Consider the following 15392-nt stretch of genomic DNA (forward strand, 5'->3'; position numbering starts at 1 on the left):
GCGCCTGGCTGCATCATCAGGCCTTTCCTGCCTTGAAGCCATCATCATGAAATTGCCCGCTTTTCTTTCCTTGTTCTTTACCGCCTGCATCGCCGCGCCCGCCGCCGGCGCCGATACTGCCTGGCTGGCCAGCTGGAGCGCCAGCCCGCAAGCCGTCTGGAGCAGCGACTTCATCCTGCCGGCCAATGTGCCGGCGCGCCTGCATGAGCAGACCGTACGGCAGGTGGCGCGCGTCAGCGTGGGCGGCCAGCGCGTGCGCATCGTGTTGTCGAATGCCCATGGCGGCATGCCCCTGCGGATTGGCGCCACCACCGTGGCACTCTCGGCGGGCGGATCAGCCATCGTGCCGGGCAGCTTGCGTAGCATCACATTTGGCGGGCAAAGTGGCGCCACCATCATGCCCGGTGCACCGCTGCTCAGCGACCCGATCACGCTTGCCGTGCCCGACCTGGCGCGCCTGGCGGTCAGCATCCATTTGCCGCAGGACACGGCGATCACGACTTTCCATTGGGATGGCCGCGAGACGGCGTGGATCGCGCCGGGCCAGCAGACCGATGCCAGCAAGATCGATGAAACACGCTCCATCACTACCACCGCGCGCTTGCTGCTCAGCAGTATTGAGGTAGAGGCAACTGCGGCCACGCAAGCGGTGGCGGTGCTGGGCGACTCGATCAGCGATGGCGCTGGCGCCAGCCTGGGGCGCGATACGCGCTGGCCCGATGTGCTGGCCGAACGGCTGGCGCCGCATGGGGTGGCGGTCATCAATGCCGGCATTTCCGGGGCGCGCCTGCTGGCCGACGGCATGGGCAGCAATGCGCTGGCGCGGTTTGAACGCGACGTGCTGGCGCAGCCGGGAGTGCGCACGGTGATCGTGTTCTTGGGAATTAACGATATCAGCTGGCCCGGCACGGCCTTCGATCCGCATGGCCGGCGCCCGGCACTGGAAGCATTGACTGCCGGCTACCGCCAGTTGCTCGCGCAGGCGCGCAGCCGTGGCGTGCGCGTGATAGTCGCCACCCTGACGCCATTCGAAGGCGCCCTGCCCGGCACGCCGCTGGATAACTATTTTCAGCCAGAAAAAGAGGTGCTGCGCCAACAACTCAACGCGTGGATCAGAAGCTGCGGCAGCTTTGACGGCGTGCTCGATGCCGATGCCCTGCTGCGCGACCCGGCCCAGCCGCAGCACCTGCTGCCGGCCTACGACTCGGGCGACCATCTGCACCCGGGCGACGCCGGCAACCGCGCACTGGCCGAAGCGCTCGACTTGCGCTTGCTGCCAGAGTCACCCTAGTCGCCCAGCCCCGCATACAGCGCCGTGCTCAGGTAGCGCTCGCCAAACGACGGGATAATGGTGACGATGGTCTTGCCGGCGTTTTCCGGCCGCTTTGCCACCTGCAAGGCGGCCCACAGCGCCGCGCCCGACGAGATACCCACCAGCAGGCCTTCATCGCTGGCGGCCAGGCGCGCGGTGGCAAACGCGTCGTCGCTCTTGACGCAGATGACTTCATCGTAGATGGCGGTGTTCAGGATTTGCGGCACGAAGCCGGCGCCGATGCCCTGGATCGGGTGCGGTCCCTTGGTGCCTTTCGACAGCATCGGCGATGCTTCCGGCTCCACCGCGATGATCTGCACGCCGCTCTTGCGTTCCTTCAGCACTTCGCCGATGCCGGTAATCGTGCCGCCGGTGCCGACGCCGGCAATCACGATGTCGACCTGGCCATCGGTATCGCGCCAGATTTCCTCGGCCGTGGTCTGGCGGTGAATGGCGGGATTGGCCGGGTTATTGAATTGCTGCAGCATCAAATAGCGCGGGTCGGCCGCCACCAGCTCTTCGGCCTTGCGGATCGCGCCCAGCATGCCTTCGCTGCCCGGCGTCAGCACCAGTTCGGCGCCGTAGGCGCGCAGCAGGATGCGCCGTTCGCGGCTCATGGTGTCGGGCATGACCAGGGTGCAGCGGTAGCCGCGCGCGGCGCACACCATCGCCAGCGCGATGCCGGTATTGCCGCTGGTGGGCTCGACGATGACGGTGTCGGGATGGATCAGGCCGGCGCTTTCGGCGGCAGCAATCATGGCCAGGCCGATACGGTCCTTGACGCTGTGGGCGGGATTGTAGAATTCGAGTTTGGCCAGGATGGTGGCCACACTGCCGGCAGCGATGCGGTTGATGCGCACCAGCGGTGTATTACCGATCAGTTCAGTGACGTCGTTGGCGATATTCATGGGGGAGTCTCCACGGTTGCAGGAAGCCCCAGTCTACCGCCTTTGACAGCAACGCGCGAGGGCGTTGCTGTCAAATAATCAATTACTTCACATCGAGCAATTCAACATCGAAGATCAGCGCCGAGTTCGGCGGAATGTCGCCATTGCCGGCGCCGCGCGGACCATAGGCCAGTTCGCCAGGAATGATCAGGGTGCGCTTGCCGCCCACTTTCATGCCGGCCACGCCCTGGTCCCAGCCCTTGATGACCATGCCCTTGCCCAGCGGGAAATCAAACGGGCCGCGGCCGACCGAGCTGTCGAACTGCTTGCCGCGCGAGTTTTTCGCCAGCGGACGATACAGCCAGCCCGTGTAATGCACGCTGACAGTATTGCCGGCCGCCGCTTCCTTGCCTGCGCCAACCTTGTTGTCGATAATGATCAGCTTGTCGGCCGCCGGGCCTGGGCTCATCGATACGGCCGAGGCCGGTACGGGAGCGGGCACTTGCGCCTGCGCCAGCGATGCGGCAACGGAGCAGATCAGGGCAAACAATACGGAGCTACGCTTCATGATGGTTACTTTCATTGAGTTTCAATTGGATCCCTGCCACGAGCAATGGGCAGGATGCGCGACAATAATAGCAAACCACGGGAGCGATATGAAAAACTTGTCACCACAGCCACGCCTGTTCTATGGACTGTGGCCTGACGCGGCCACGCGCGGCGCCTTCGCTGCGCTGCAGCCGGCCGTCGGCGGCACGCCCTCGCGCGCCGACAAGCTGCACCTGACCCTGGCCTTCCTGGGCCAGCGCGAAGCACACACTTTGCCGCTGCTGAACACCATCCTGGAACAGTTGCCAGCGCAGGCCATGCGCTTGTGTTTCGACCATTACGGTCACTTTCCCAACGCCGGGCTGAGCTGGGCCGCGCTGCGCGAGACGCCGCCGGCACTGCTGGCGCTGCGCGCCGCGCTGATGCAACAGCTCGCTTGCGCAGGCCTGGCGCCCGCCTTCGAGCACGACCGCTTTACGCCGCACGTCACCCTGGCGCGCAAGGCGGGTCCACCACCAGCCGCACCATACGCGCCGATTACCTGGCAGGCCAGCGAACTGGTGCTGGTGGAGTCGCTCAAGAGCAGCGGCGACTACCATATTCTCGCCAGCCGGAAGCTGGCCTAGGCGGCGTCGGGCAAGGCCAGCGCTACCGGCTGGCGCAGGCTTTTCAGCGCATGCGCGGCGGCCACCATGCCGAAGCTGGCCGTCACCACCACGCTGGAACCGAAACCGGCGCAGTTCAGGCCCGTCACGCCAGCGGCGGTGTCACCGATCTCGCAGGCGTCACCGGTCTCGGGCGTCGGCGTCGGCGTCGGCGTCGTTAAAGGCTCCATCGAAAACACGGCGTCGACATTGAACTTGTTTTTCACGCCACGGGGAAAACCGTAGTCGGTGCGCAAATGCTTGCGCACGCGCTTGAGCAGCGGCTCCTGCTCGGTTTTCGAAAGATCGCGCACGGCGATCAGGGTCGGGTCGGTCTGCCCGCCGGCGCTGCCGATGGTCAGCATCGGCAGGTCGCGGCCGCGGCACCAGGCGATCAGCGCCGCTTTCGAGCGGGCATTGTCGATGGCGTCGACCAGGTAATCAAAATCCTGGCCACCCAGCAATTGCTCCAGGTTATCGGGGGCAATGAAATCTTCGACTTGCGTGACCTGGCAAAACGGGTTGATCAGGCTGATGCGTTCGGCCAGCGCCGTGATCTTGGCCTTGCCGATGGTGTCGCTCATGGCCTGGATCTGGCGGTTGATGTTCGATTCGGCGACGTTATCGAGGTCGATCAGGGTCAGGTGGCCGACCGCGCTGCGCGCCAGCGCTTCGACAATCCAGGAACCGACGCCGCCAACGCCGATCACACACACATGGGCGGCGCGAAAGCGCGCCAGCGCCGGTGCGCCATACAGGCGGGCAATGCCGCCGAAACGGCGTTCAAAATCGATCTCGGTCAAGTCCGGGGAAATAAGTTCATGGGTGGAGGTATGCATGGCGCCATTTTAACGGACGCGGCACTGGTGGATATTCTAAAATGACTGACACTGGTGGTTGGCATGCCGCAACTGTCGCCACACTCCAACACTGTTTAACAGGAAAGCAACCATGACCGTCCCGCTGTTCGACTCCGTTCCCGGCTTTGACCAGCCGATTGCCGTGCTCAAGCATTGCCACGACAAGATCCGCAAGCAACTGACCACCCTGCAAAACCTGCTGGCCTACCTGCCGCAGCAAGGCAATACGATCGCAGCCCAGCAGGCGGCCAAGGCAGTGTTGCAATATTTCAATAAAGCCGCCCATCTGCACCACGACGACGAAGAACAGGACCTGATGCCGATGCTGCAGGCGACCGCCACCGGCGCCGATGCCGCCCTGCTGGCCACCCTGGTGCCGGAAATCCTGGCCGACCATCAGCGCATGGATCAGGCCTGGTCCACGCTGCGCCCGCAACTCGATGCGGTTGCCGCCGGCGCCAGCACCGAGCTGTCGTTTGAAGGCGTAAACGCCTATGTCGACGCGTATCACGCGCACATGAGCAAGGAAGAAGGGCAACTGGCGCCAATGGCCAAGCGCCTGTTCAGCGCGCAGCAAATGGAACAATTGGGTACGGCCATGCAGCGCCGGCGCGGCATTGCGTCAGAAGAAACGCCGGCCGCAGGCGACCCCGCCGCCGTGCTGGCTGCCATGCGCACCGACTACCTGCATTCGAGCCTGTCCGAAGCCGATGTGCTGGCCGACCCGATCGCGCAGTTCCAGAAATGGTTCGGTGAAGCGCTCAAGGCCCAGGTCGGCGAACCGAATGCCATGACCTTGTCCACCGTCAGCCCGCAGGGCAAGCCCAGCTCGCGCATCGTGCTGATCAAGCAGTTCGATGCACGCGGCTTTACCTGGTACACCAATTACAACAGCGAAAAAGGCCAGCAGCTGGCGCAGAACCCGCAGGCGTCACTGCTGTTTTTCTGGCGCGAACTGGAACGCCAGGTGCGCATCGAAGGCACGGTGGTGAAAACCTCGGCGGCCGAAAGCGACGAGTATTTCAATGTGCGGCCCTTGCTGAGCCGCCTGTCGGCGATCGCCTCGCAGCAGAGCGCACCGATCGGCAGCCGTGCCGAACTCGAAGCCAACTACGAGGCCGTGGCGGCCATCGCCGGCGAGACGCCGGCGCGGCCCGAACACTGGGGCGGCTATCGTTTGCAACCGGAACGCATCGAGTTCTGGCAAGGCCGCCGTTCGCGCTTCCACGACCGCATCGTGTTTACCCGTGGCGCCGACGGCAGCTGGAGCATGGAGCGCCTGCAACCTTAGTGCAGGCGCAGAGCAAACCGTGCAATATCGGTGTAGGCTATCAGGGTAGGATCTGAATAATATTGTTGTTCAATTAACGGCCGCCAACGCGGCCGCTTCATTGGAGGCCATCTTGTTTGTTCAAAACCAACTCAAGTCCTGGATAGCCGGCATGCGTGCCAAGGCTTCCCTGCCGCTGCGCATCGAATTATGGAACGGCCAGCACGTCGATCTGTCGAGCGAAGCGCCGCGCGTCACCATCCGCCTGCCGACGGTCGCCTCGGCGCGCTATCTGCTCAACCCTTCGCTGGCCAATCTGGGCTCGGCCTATGTGGAAGGCAATATCGAAGTCAAGGGCACGGCCCAGGACATGATTTCCATCTGCAATGCGCTGGCGCGCAATACCCTCAAGCCGGAAGGCAAGCTGGCCCGCATCGTGCGCAGCTTTACGCACGACAAGAGCAAGGATGCCGAAGCGATACGCTATCACTACGATGTGTCGAATGCCTTCTACGAGCAGTTTCTCGACCCGGCCCTGGTGTATTCCTGCGCCTATTTCGAGCACGGCGATGAAACCCTGGCGCAGGCGCAAGTGAAGAAAATCGACCATATCCTGAAAAAAATCCAGTTGCAGCCAGGGCAAACGCTGCTCGATATCGGCTGTGGCTGGGGCGCGCTGGCAATCCGCGCCGCGCAGCAATATGGCGCACGCTGCGTCGGCGTGACCCTGTCGGAAAACCAGTACGAACTGGCCCGTGCGCGCGTGGCCGAGGCGGGCCTGGAACACCTGGTCGAGATTCGCCTGCAGGACTACCGTGACGTGACGGGCCAGTTCGACCGCATCACCAGCGTCGGCATGTTCGAGCACGTGGGCCTGAAGCACTTGCCCGATTATTTTGCCATCATCAACAAGCTGCTGGCGCCGGAGGGCATGGCGATGAACCACGGCATCACGTCCACCGATCCGGACAATGGCGAAACGCCGTACGGCGGCGGCGAGTTCATCGAAAAATACGTGTTTCCGCATGGCGAGCTGGCGCATATCGGCAATGTGCTGAAAACCATGCAGCAAGGCGGACTGGAAGTGCTGGACGTGGAAAACCTGCGCCGCCACTATGCGCGCACCTGCGCGCTGTGGACGGAAAACTTCGAGGCGCATGCCGAGCAGATCCGGCCGCTGGCGGGCGAGCGGCGCTTTCGCATCTGGCACGTCTACCTGGCCGGCTGCAGCTATGCCTTCGAGCAAGACCTGATCAGCCTGTACCAGATCGTCTGCGTCAAGGCGGGCCGGCGTTCAACCACCCTGTCGTGGTCGCGCAACTACATGTACGACGCGAAACCGATCGCGCTGCCGCCACAGGCGCCGGTGCTGGCCCACTAGCCTGTTTTGGCCAAGCCGGCATGCATGGCGCGAAACTGGTCGACCTTTGGCGCCGCCACCAGCGCGCAATAGCTGAGCAATGGGTGGCGCGCCACATAATCCTGGTGTTCGTCCTGCGCCCGGTACCAAGGCTGCGCCGGCAATACCTGCGTGACGATGGGCGCGTCCCACACCGCGGCCATCTCGGCGATGACCTGGCGCGCCACCGCTGCCTGCCCGTCCGATTGCGTGAAAATGACCGAGCGGAACTGCGGGCCCACGTCATTGCCTTGCCGGTCAGCGGTGGTCGGATCGTGGCTGGTGAAAAACACTTCCAGCACGTCGTGGTAGCTGACGATGGCCGGATCGAATTGCAGTCGTACCACGTGAGCGTGGCCGGTGTCACCTGCCGCCACCTGTTCATGCGTCGGCTGCGCGACCTGCCCGCCCATATAGCCGGTCTCGACGCTAACCACGCCGCGCACCTGGCGGTAGACCGCGTCCAGGCACCAGAAACACCCACCCCCCAGTACCGCCACCTCCATCTGCTCGCTCATCTCGTGCTCCCCGCTGGTTCATTGTTCGCCATGACAATCTTGCTTGTTCCACCACTGTAGCGCAAACCCGCGCCGCCTGCCGCCAGCGTGCAGCTTGCCTTTCCGGCCACGCTTGCGCCGTATCAGTCATTTTTTGGCATAATGGCTGCAAATAGACAGGTCTCCCATGAACACACTCTCTCCCCGCGCGCCGGCGCAAGCATTCGATACACCTCATTTCCGACAGGCATTGTCGCAATTTGCCACCGGCGTAACGGTGATCACCACGCGCCTGGCCGACGGCAGCTTTCGCGGACTGACGGCCAGTTCCTTCAACTCCGTCTCGCTGTCGCCGCCGCTGGTACTGTGGAGCCTGGGCGAGGCGGCCAACAGCATGCCCATTTTCAGCGGCAACTCGCATTATGTGATCAATGTGCTGGGCGCCGGCCAGGCCGAACTGGCGCAGCGTTTTTCGCGCCGTACGCCGAACCCCTTCGACGAGGTCGAATTTGAACTGTCGCGCACCGGCCAGCCGATCCTGAAAGGCGCTTCGGCCTGGTTCGAATGCCATAACCGCAGCCGCTATCCGGAAGGCGACCATGTGATCTTTGTCGGCGAAGTCGAGCAATGCGAGTACACGTCCCAACCGCCGCTGGTTTTCCATCACGGCAAGTTCAGTACCCTGCCCGAATGACGGGACGAAAAAAAATCCGCCAGCTGGCGGATTTTTTTCGACTGCGCAGAACTTAGAAAAACTTGTAGCCGATACCGACGCTGACGGCGGTCGGGTCCAGCTTGATCGCCTGCGTCTGGCCGGTCGAGAATTTGGCGCTGGTCTTCAGATAAGTCTTGATCACGCCCACGTCGGCGAACCAGCGCTCGTTGAAGGCCAGGGTGGCGCCCAGCTGGATGCTGCCGGCCAGCTTGTTTTTCAGGCTGTAGGTCGATGGAGGTCCACCCGGATCGAGCAGGGCCGTCATCGCGCCCGAACCGCGTTCCTTCTGGAAGTAGGCATACGTCAAACCGGCGCCCACGTAAGGACGGATCATGCTGTTGGCCTGGAAGAAGCGGTACTGCATCAGAAAGGTCGGCGGCAGAACTTCCGAGGTACCCAGCTTGCCCGTACCCTTGATCGCGCCATCGCCCACCAGGTCGTGCTTGTACGGCACGCCCAGGTGCAGCTCGGCCGAAATATTGTCGGTGACCATATACGCCAGGGTCAAAATCGGCTTGGTGTCGGACTCGACATCGGCCTTGGTGTTCGGCAAGGCCGGCGCCGTCATGTCGCCGCTGGTGACATGCGGGGTGATCTTGTTGAGGCCGACCTTGGCGGTAAAAGTACCAGCGCTTTGCGCCGAAGCGGCCGAAGCCAGCGTCATGGCCGCGATGGCAGCCAGCAACTGCGCGGCGCTATTGAAACGTTTTTTCATATTGTCTCCTGATTCATCATGTGCGGATAGCGCACTATCCGGTCATCCCTTCACGCGCCCCGGCATGGCCGGGGCGCTGCCCGATTACAGCCAGCCGCGCGTCACCATGTCTTTGGCAACATAACGCGCCAGCAACAGGTTGTTGAACGGCGAAGGATGCACATCGTCGGCATAGGAGTAATGGCTGACGTCGCCGGCAATCAGGTTGCTGCCGTTGCACACCAGCGAACTGCCCAGCGGATTCTTGGCCGCATCGGTCAGGTTGCACGCTGGCTCCTTGACGTTGGTCAGGCCATACGGGCCGGGGTTGGTGCTCTGGTCATTGCTGACGGCGAATACGTCGACGATCAGCACCTTGTCATTGGCAGACAAGCCGTTCTTGATCTGCGTATTGAAAGCGCTGACCATGGCGTTGATCAGGGTACGGGTGGAAGCGTCCTTGCTCAGGCCCGATGGCGTATTGGCAATGTCTGGCAGATTATTGACGACCACATGGGTGGCGCCCTTGGCAACGATCTGGTCTTTCACCAGCGCCACCAGTTCCGCACCGGCCGTGCCCATGGCCGTTACCAGTGCCGGGCCATTGGCAGCAGCATAGTCGGCGCCAGCCTTGGCGCCAGCGGCACTGGCTGCCGCCTGTGCAGTAGCGACCATCGGACCATACACGGCGGCCGAAGCAACAGCCGAATTGCCTGGCTGGACAGCGGCGGCGCCAACGGCAGCCTGCACGATGGTGGTGGTGGTGGCGCCTGGCGCTGCGCTGGCCGTGCGCACGGCTGCCGTAATGGCGGCAGCAGCGGTGGCAGGATTGGTGGCGCCAGCGGCCAGCAGCGGGATCAGGTTGGGAGCAAACGCGGCGCTGCCGGCAGCAGTGCCAGCGGCAGTGGCGGCCGCTTGCAGCGCACCCAACTGGAACAGCGCATCATTCCCGCCGGCCATCACGAACACCACTTCGGTGCCGCTGAATTTGCCGCCCGACAGGGCCAGGTGATTGGCGATCTGGGTGGCCACCGGCACGGTCAGGGCGCCCAGCGCACTGCCCGTCAATCTGTTGTTCGGGCCGACCGGGTTAGTCACGCGCGAGCCGCCCATGGCGTAGCCGTAGCAGCCGGCCTTCTTGACGCGGGCCACCGAAAAGCCTTGTGCGGCATTGCCTTCGAGTCCGGTTTCGGCGGCGCATGGTGCTGGCAGGCCGAATTGCGCGGCCAGGTGCTCGGTCCAGTTCTTGCCGGTCAGCTCGGGATTGATGGCGGTATTGTCGCCATTGATGGTGAATTTGCCGCCTTTCAGGGCTGCGACCGTACCGACCGCATAGGAACCCACGTCGGACAGGCTGTCGCCGAACGACACTTGTGCCGTGTATTTGACTTTCAGGGTCTGGTCGCCGCCGCCGGAGCCGCCGCAACCGGCCAGGACAGCCGCTGTCAGCGCGGCAAGCGCGAATTTGGTGTATTGCATTTTGTCTCCTAATGGTCTTTTTTTGGTTTTACAAACGAACGGGCGTGCTATTCGCTACCCAACTAATATGCCATCGTTCCGTACGCTTGTATAGAAATTACGCTTGAAAAAACAGCCAAATTACAACACCTCTTTCCCTACCTGCAAGACAGGGCCATGCGGCCAATTATGGCGCAAGAGTCATGATTCGTGGCAATGAGTTGTATTGCGTTGCATCAAGAAAAAGCCCCTTGCGGGGCTGGTTTCAAACGCTGAGAAATTGTTGCAGGATGCCGGTCGAGCCGAATGCGGCGCGCCGCAGGCGGTCATTGACGCCCAGCCAGGCCTGGCCAGTGGGCGGTGCTTCCACCAGGATCAGCTCGGCGCCGACCTGGTCCATCGCGCGCAGCGAGGCGTACAGCGCGTGTGCGTACGATGCGGGCTCGGCAGCCAGGCGCACGCTGGCCGGCGCCGGCGGCATCTCCGAATAATGGATCAGCGCCACGCGGCGCCCGGCGTTGAGCAGCTGGTTCAGGGTTGCACCGAGCAGATCGCCGTGCTGCATCGCAACAGGCGTATGCGGCGCATAGTGCGAATCGAGCGTGCCGGAGGCGCGCGGTGCGGCCGCGTCGGGCAAGGCCGGCAGCTGGCCGATCACCGCCGCAATCTGTTCGCCGCTGATATGGCCGGGCCGCAGCAGTACCGGGCCATGCGTGGCCAGGCGCGACAGGTCGACGATGGTCGACTCGATGCCCACTTCGCTCTGGCCGCCGTCGAGCACCGCGCCCAGCAGGCCGCTATCGAGTTCGGCCTGGAATTCATCGCGCACATGCTGCGCGGTGGTCGGGCTGACATTACCGAATTTGTTCGCCGACGGCGCCGCCAGTCCACCCTTGCCACCCTTGAAAGCGGCTAGCAAGGCGATAGCGACTGGGTGCGCAGGACAGCGCAGGCCAACCGTATCCTGCCCGCCGGACACCGCGTCGGGTATCTGCGCGGCGCGCTTGACGATCAGGGTCAGCGGACCGGGCCAGAAAGCGGCCACCAGTTGCGTCGCTTCGAGCGGCAGCTCATCGCACCAGTGCGCCAGATCGGCGCCCGGCGCCACGTGCACGATCACCGGGTGGTCGGACGGCCGGCCCTTGGCCTGGTAGATGCGCGCGACAGCAGCCGGGTTTTCCGCATCCGCGCCCAGGCCGTACACGGTCTCGGTGGGAAAGGCCACCAGCGCGCCCGCTTCAAGCAAGGCGGCGGCGGCAGTAATAGCATCGCTCACGGCGCAATTCCCAGGATCAGGCAGGCGTCATGCAAGCGTGCCTGCGCTTCCGGCAAGGTCGCCGCGACCAGTGTCAGGTGGCCCATCTTGCGGCCACGGCGCGGATCATCCTTGCCATACAGATGCAGGCAGGCACCCGGCAGCGCCAGCACCTGGTCCCAGGCCGGTTCACGCGTGGCATCGCTGTCGTCTGCAAACCAGGCGTCGCCGAGGATATTGAGCATCACCGCCGGCGAGTGCTGGCGCGTGTCGCCCAGCGGCAAGCGCGCCATGGCACGCACCTGCTGTGCGAACTGGCTGGTGACGCAGGCATCCATCGTGTAGTGGCCGCTGTTATGCGGCCGTGGCGCCATTTCATTAACCACCAGGGAACCGTCGGCCAGCACGAAAAACTCGATGCACAGCACGCCCACGTAGCCAAGCTCGGCCACCATGGCCTGCGCCGCGCGCTGCGCTTTTGCCGCGCAATCATCCGAGACGTTCGGGCCCGGCACGGTGGTGGTAAACAGGATGCCGTCGCGGTGCAAGTTTTCGGCGATCGGGTACACCACCGAAGCGCCATCCGCACCACGCGCGGTCAGCACCGACACTTCATAGGCCAGCGGCAGCATTTTTTCCAGCAGGCAGGTGACCTGGCCCATCTCGGCAAACGCGGTGCGCACCTCGTCGCGCGAACGCACGCGGACCTGACCTTTGCCGTCATAGCCCATGCGCACGGTTTTCAAAATGCCGGGCAGTAAATCGTCAGGAATGGCCGCGATATCGTCCTCGCTGGCGATCACCTGGTGCGGCGCCGGCAGCACGCCGGACTTGGCCGCGCAGTCGACAAAGAAACGCTTTTCGGCGATGCGGTCCTGCGCCACCGACACGCCATGGGCGTTCGGCGCAACAAACACGCTGCCGGCCAGGCGCGACAGGCTGTCGGCCGGCACATTTTCAAATTCGGTGGTCACCGCCAGGCATTGCGTGGCCAGAGCGTCGAGGCCGGCGGCGTCATCGTAGCCGGCATTGACCAGGCGCTGCGCGACCTGGCCGGCAGGGCAGTCGTCGGACGGTTCCAACACCGCCACCTGGTAGCCCATGCTCTGGGCCGCCTGGGCGAACATGCGGCCCAGCTGGCCGCCGCCCATCACGCCCAGCCAGGCTGGCGGATTGGCGGTGGGCAAGAAGGGAGAGGACTGCGGATCGTAAGAATTGCTCATTTATTCCAGCGGTAAAGTCATCGCCTTGGCGGCGTCGGTTTGCGTGACACGGAAAGCTTCGAGCTGGGCGGCCAGCGCGTCGTCGTTGGCGGCGATCATGGCCACCGCCGTCAGCGCGGCATTCGCGGCGCCCGCTTCGCCAATGGCAAAAGTGGCCACCGGCACGCCCTTGGGCATTTGCAGGATCGACAGCATCGAGTCTTCGCCGCGCAGGTATTTCGACGGCACGGGCACGCCCAGCACCGGCACGATGGTCATCGCGGCCACCATGCCCGGCAGGTGGGCCGCGCCACCGGCGCCGGCGATAATCGCGCGCAAGCCGCGCGCGCGCGCGCTTTTTGCATACGCGTACATTTCGTCGGGCATGCGGTGCGCGGAAATGACCTGCGCTTCGAACGGCACGCCGAACTGTTTCAGGATCGCCACGGCGTGCTGCATCACGTCCCAGTCCGAAGACGAGCCCATGATCACGCCGACCAGTGGTGTTGGTTGATCAGTCATCTCAGGCCTTCAGCTTTTCGCCGGTCAGGCGTTCGATGGCTTCGAAGTACTTGGCCTGGGTCTTGTCGATCACCTCGGCCGGCAGTGCCGGTGCGGGAGCCGTCTTGCCCCAGCTCAATGTTTCCAGGTAGTCGCGCACGAACTGCTTGTCGAACGATGGCGGCGACATGCCGGGCTGGTACGAGTCCGCCGGCCAGAAGCGCGACGAGTCGGCCGTCAGCACTTCGTCCATCAGGTGCATCACGCCATCGTCGTCCAGGCCGAATTCGAACTTGGTGTCGGCAATGATAATGCCGCGCGTGGCGGCGTAGTCGGCTGCCGCCTTGTATAACTGAATGCTGACGTCGCGCATTTTTGCAGCCAGTTCCGCGCCGATGCGCTGTTCCATTTCAGCAAAGCTGATGTTCTCGTCGTGCTCGCCCAGCTCGGCCTTGGCCGCTGGCGTGAACAACGGTTCCGGCAGCTTTTCAGCCTGTTTCAGGCCCTCTGGCAGCTTGATGCCGCAGATGCTGCCCGTGTCCTGGTAATCTTTCCAGCCCGAACCGATGATGTAACCGCGCACTACCGCCTCGACCATGATGGGTTTGAGGCGCTTGGCCACCACCGCACGGCCTTGTACCTGCTCCACTTCCTCTGGCGCCACCACCGATTCAGGCGCCACGCCCGTCAGGTGGTTCGGCACGATATGGCCCAGCTTTTCGAACCAGAAATCGCTCATCTGATTGAGGACCTTGCCCTTGCCGGGAATCGGCTCGTTCATGACGACGTCGAAGGCCGACAGGCGGTCGGTGGTGACGATCAAAATCTTGTCGTCGCCGACGGCGTAATTGTCGCGCACCTTGCCGTGGCCCAGCAGTGGCAGGGAATGGATGGAGGTCTGATAGAGGCTGTTCATAGCGGAGGGAATGGTTTGAATGAAACGAAACATGATGCGAAACCGGCGTGCAGGACAATCGCCCGCCGGTCGGGAACAAGGGGCCGGCAAGAAAGCCGGCCCGCTCCAGGCAAGATTTTACTTCACAATCTGTTGCAACTCGCCGGCCTTGTAGCGTTCGGCCATTTTTTCCAGCGAAATCTGCTTGATTTTCGACGCCTGGCCTTCGCAACCGAACTGCTGCATGCGCGCGCGCACGATCTGCTCGGCAGCCAGGCGGGCTGGTTTCAGGTAATCGCGCGGATCGAACTTCGACGGGTTCTGGAACATGAACTGGCGAATCGCGGCCGTCATCGCCAGGCGGATATCGGTATCGATATTGATCTTGCGCACGCCGTGACGGATGCCTTCCTGGATCTCTTCGACTGGCACGCCATAGGTTTCCTTCATGTCGCCGCCGAATTCACGGATGATGGCCAGCAATTCCTGCGGCACCGACGAGGAGCCGTGCATCACCAGGTGGGTGTTCGGGATGCGTGCGTGGATTTCCTTGATGCGGTCGATCGCCAGGATCTCGCCGGTCGGCTTGCGCGTGAATTTGTAGGCACCGTGCGAGGTGCCGATCGCGATCGCCAGCGCATCGCACTGGGTGCGCTGCACGAAGTCGGCCGCTTGCGCCACGTCCGTCAGCAGTTGCTCGCGCGTCATGGTGCCTTCGGCGCCGTGACCGTCTTCCTTGTCGCCCTTCATGGTTTCCAGCGAACCGAGCACGCCCAGTTCGGCTTCCACCGTGACGCCGATGGCGTGCGAGAACTTCACCACTTCGCGCGACACTTCGACGTTGTACTCATAGGAAGCGACCGACTTGCCGTCCGCTTCGAGCGAACCGTCCATCATCACCGACGAGAAGCCGGAGCGGATGGCGGCCATGCAGATCGCCGGCGACTGGCCGTGATCCTGGTGCATCACGACCGGAATATGCGGATAGGCTTCGATGGCGGCGTCGATCAGGTGGCGCAGGAACGCTTCACCGGCGTACTTGCGCGCGCCAGCGGAGGCCTGCATGATCACCGGCGAATTGAGCGCATCGGCGGCAGCCATGATGGCCTGCACCTGTTCCAGGTTGTTGACGTTGAAGGCCGGGATGCCATAACCGTTTTCGGCGGCATGGTCCAGCAATTGACGCATGGATACGAGAGACATGGTAATACTCCAGATAACAATAGAAACTGTGGCGACGCTTCGCGGTGTGGT

General features: G+C 63.4%; 16 protein-coding genes. 5 read left to right on the forward strand and 11 right to left on the reverse strand.

The window, feature by feature from the left end; genetic code table 11:
• Positions 1 to 46: 46 nt before the first annotated feature.
• Positions 47 to 1291: an SGNH/GDSL hydrolase family protein gene (locus AC0Z42_RS10320; protein WP_485468124.1), complete on the forward strand. Its 1245-nt coding sequence runs from the start codon at positions 47 to 49 to the stop codon at positions 1289 to 1291.
• On the opposite strand, the gene cysK is transcribed toward AC0Z42_RS10320, so the two are convergent.
• Positions 1288 to 2220: a cysteine synthase A gene (gene cysK, locus AC0Z42_RS10325; RefSeq protein WP_485468125.1), complete on the reverse strand. Its 933-nt coding sequence runs from the start codon at positions 2218 to 2220 to the stop codon at positions 1288 to 1290. The genes AC0Z42_RS10320 and cysK overlap by 4 nt on opposite strands.
• An 82-nt stretch (positions 2221 to 2302) precedes the next feature.
• Complete coding sequence (locus AC0Z42_RS10330) at positions 2303 to 2767, reverse strand: FKBP-type peptidyl-prolyl cis-trans isomerase (RefSeq protein WP_485468126.1); 465 nt, start codon at positions 2765 to 2767, stop codon at positions 2303 to 2305.
• Positions 2768 to 2855: 88 nt separating this feature from the next.
• On the opposite strand from AC0Z42_RS10330, the gene thpR reads away from it, so the two are divergent.
• Positions 2856 to 3374: an RNA 2',3'-cyclic phosphodiesterase gene (gene thpR, locus AC0Z42_RS10335; protein WP_485468127.1), complete on the forward strand. Its 519-nt coding sequence runs from the start codon at positions 2856 to 2858 to the stop codon at positions 3372 to 3374.
• Here the strand turns inward: thpR and AC0Z42_RS10340 are convergent.
• On the reverse strand, positions 3371 to 4231 hold the full coding sequence (locus AC0Z42_RS10340) for a tRNA threonylcarbamoyladenosine dehydratase (RefSeq protein WP_485468128.1): 861 nt from the start codon (positions 4229 to 4231) through the stop codon (positions 3371 to 3373). The genes thpR and AC0Z42_RS10340 overlap by 4 nt on opposite strands.
• A gap of 112 nt (positions 4232 to 4343) precedes the next feature.
• Between AC0Z42_RS10340 and pdxH the strand changes: the two genes are divergently transcribed.
• Positions 4344 to 5543, forward strand: coding sequence for a pyridoxamine 5'-phosphate oxidase (gene pdxH / locus AC0Z42_RS10345; RefSeq protein ID WP_485468129.1), 1200 nt, complete (start codon positions 4344 to 4346; stop codon positions 5541 to 5543).
• Positions 5544 to 5655: 112 nt separating this feature from the next.
• On the forward strand, positions 5656 to 6903 hold the full coding sequence (locus AC0Z42_RS10350) for a class I SAM-dependent methyltransferase (protein ID WP_485468130.1): 1248 nt from the start codon (positions 5656 to 5658) through the stop codon (positions 6901 to 6903).
• On the opposite strand, the gene msrA is transcribed toward AC0Z42_RS10350, so the two are convergent.
• Positions 6900 to 7439 carry a peptide-methionine (S)-S-oxide reductase MsrA gene (gene msrA, locus AC0Z42_RS10355; RefSeq protein WP_485468131.1) on the reverse strand — a complete coding sequence of 180 codons (540 nt, stop codon included), beginning with the start codon at positions 7437 to 7439 and terminating at the stop codon, positions 6900 to 6902. The two genes, AC0Z42_RS10350 and msrA, sit on opposite strands and share 4 nt — an antisense overlap.
• 166 nt (positions 7440 to 7605) lie before the next feature.
• Here msrA and AC0Z42_RS10360 point away from each other — a divergent pair, with 166 nt between their 5' ends.
• Positions 7606 to 8112, forward strand: coding sequence for a flavin reductase family protein (locus AC0Z42_RS10360; RefSeq protein ID WP_485468132.1), 507 nt, complete (start codon positions 7606 to 7608; stop codon positions 8110 to 8112).
• A gap of 52 nt (positions 8113 to 8164) precedes the next feature.
• Here the strand turns inward: AC0Z42_RS10360 and AC0Z42_RS10365 are convergent, their stop codons facing one another.
• From AC0Z42_RS10365 to fba, 7 genes are all read right to left on the reverse strand, one after another.
• The gene (locus AC0Z42_RS10365) at positions 8165 to 8848 is read right to left on the reverse strand and encodes an OmpW/AlkL family protein (protein WP_485468133.1); all 684 of its coding nucleotides are present in this window, start codon (positions 8846 to 8848) and stop codon (positions 8165 to 8167) included.
• A gap of 84 nt (positions 8849 to 8932) precedes the next feature.
• Complete coding sequence (locus AC0Z42_RS10370; protein ID WP_485468134.1) at positions 8933 to 10306, reverse strand: SGNH/GDSL hydrolase family protein; 1374 nt, start codon at positions 10304 to 10306, stop codon at positions 8933 to 8935.
• 244 nt (positions 10307 to 10550) lie between these two features.
• Entirely contained in the window at positions 10551 to 11561 is a 1011-nt protein-coding gene (locus AC0Z42_RS10375) for an L-threonylcarbamoyladenylate synthase (protein WP_485468135.1), read from the reverse strand.
• A complete protein-coding gene (locus AC0Z42_RS10380) occupies positions 11558 to 12763 on the reverse strand; it encodes a 5-(carboxyamino)imidazole ribonucleotide synthase (protein ID WP_485468136.1) in 1206 nt (401 codons plus the stop codon). Before AC0Z42_RS10380 ends, AC0Z42_RS10375 begins: the two co-directional genes overlap by 4 nt.
• Positions 12764 to 13264: a 5-(carboxyamino)imidazole ribonucleotide mutase gene (gene purE, locus AC0Z42_RS10385; RefSeq protein WP_485468137.1), complete on the reverse strand. Its 501-nt coding sequence runs from the start codon at positions 13262 to 13264 to the stop codon at positions 12764 to 12766.
• Between the two features lies 1 nt (position 13265).
• Positions 13266 to 14159 carry a phosphoribosylaminoimidazolesuccinocarboxamide synthase gene (locus AC0Z42_RS10390; protein WP_485468138.1) on the reverse strand — a complete coding sequence of 298 codons (894 nt, stop codon included), beginning with the start codon at positions 14157 to 14159 and terminating at the stop codon, positions 13266 to 13268.
• 117 nt (positions 14160 to 14276) lie between these two features.
• On the reverse strand, positions 14277 to 15341 hold the full coding sequence (fba, locus tag AC0Z42_RS10395; RefSeq protein WP_485468139.1) for a class II fructose-bisphosphate aldolase: 1065 nt from the start codon (positions 15339 to 15341) through the stop codon (positions 14277 to 14279).
• Between the last annotated feature and the right edge of the window lie 51 nt (positions 15342 to 15392).

This window comes from Janthinobacterium sp. 1L-D-8-B-C4 (assembly GCF_057291295.1).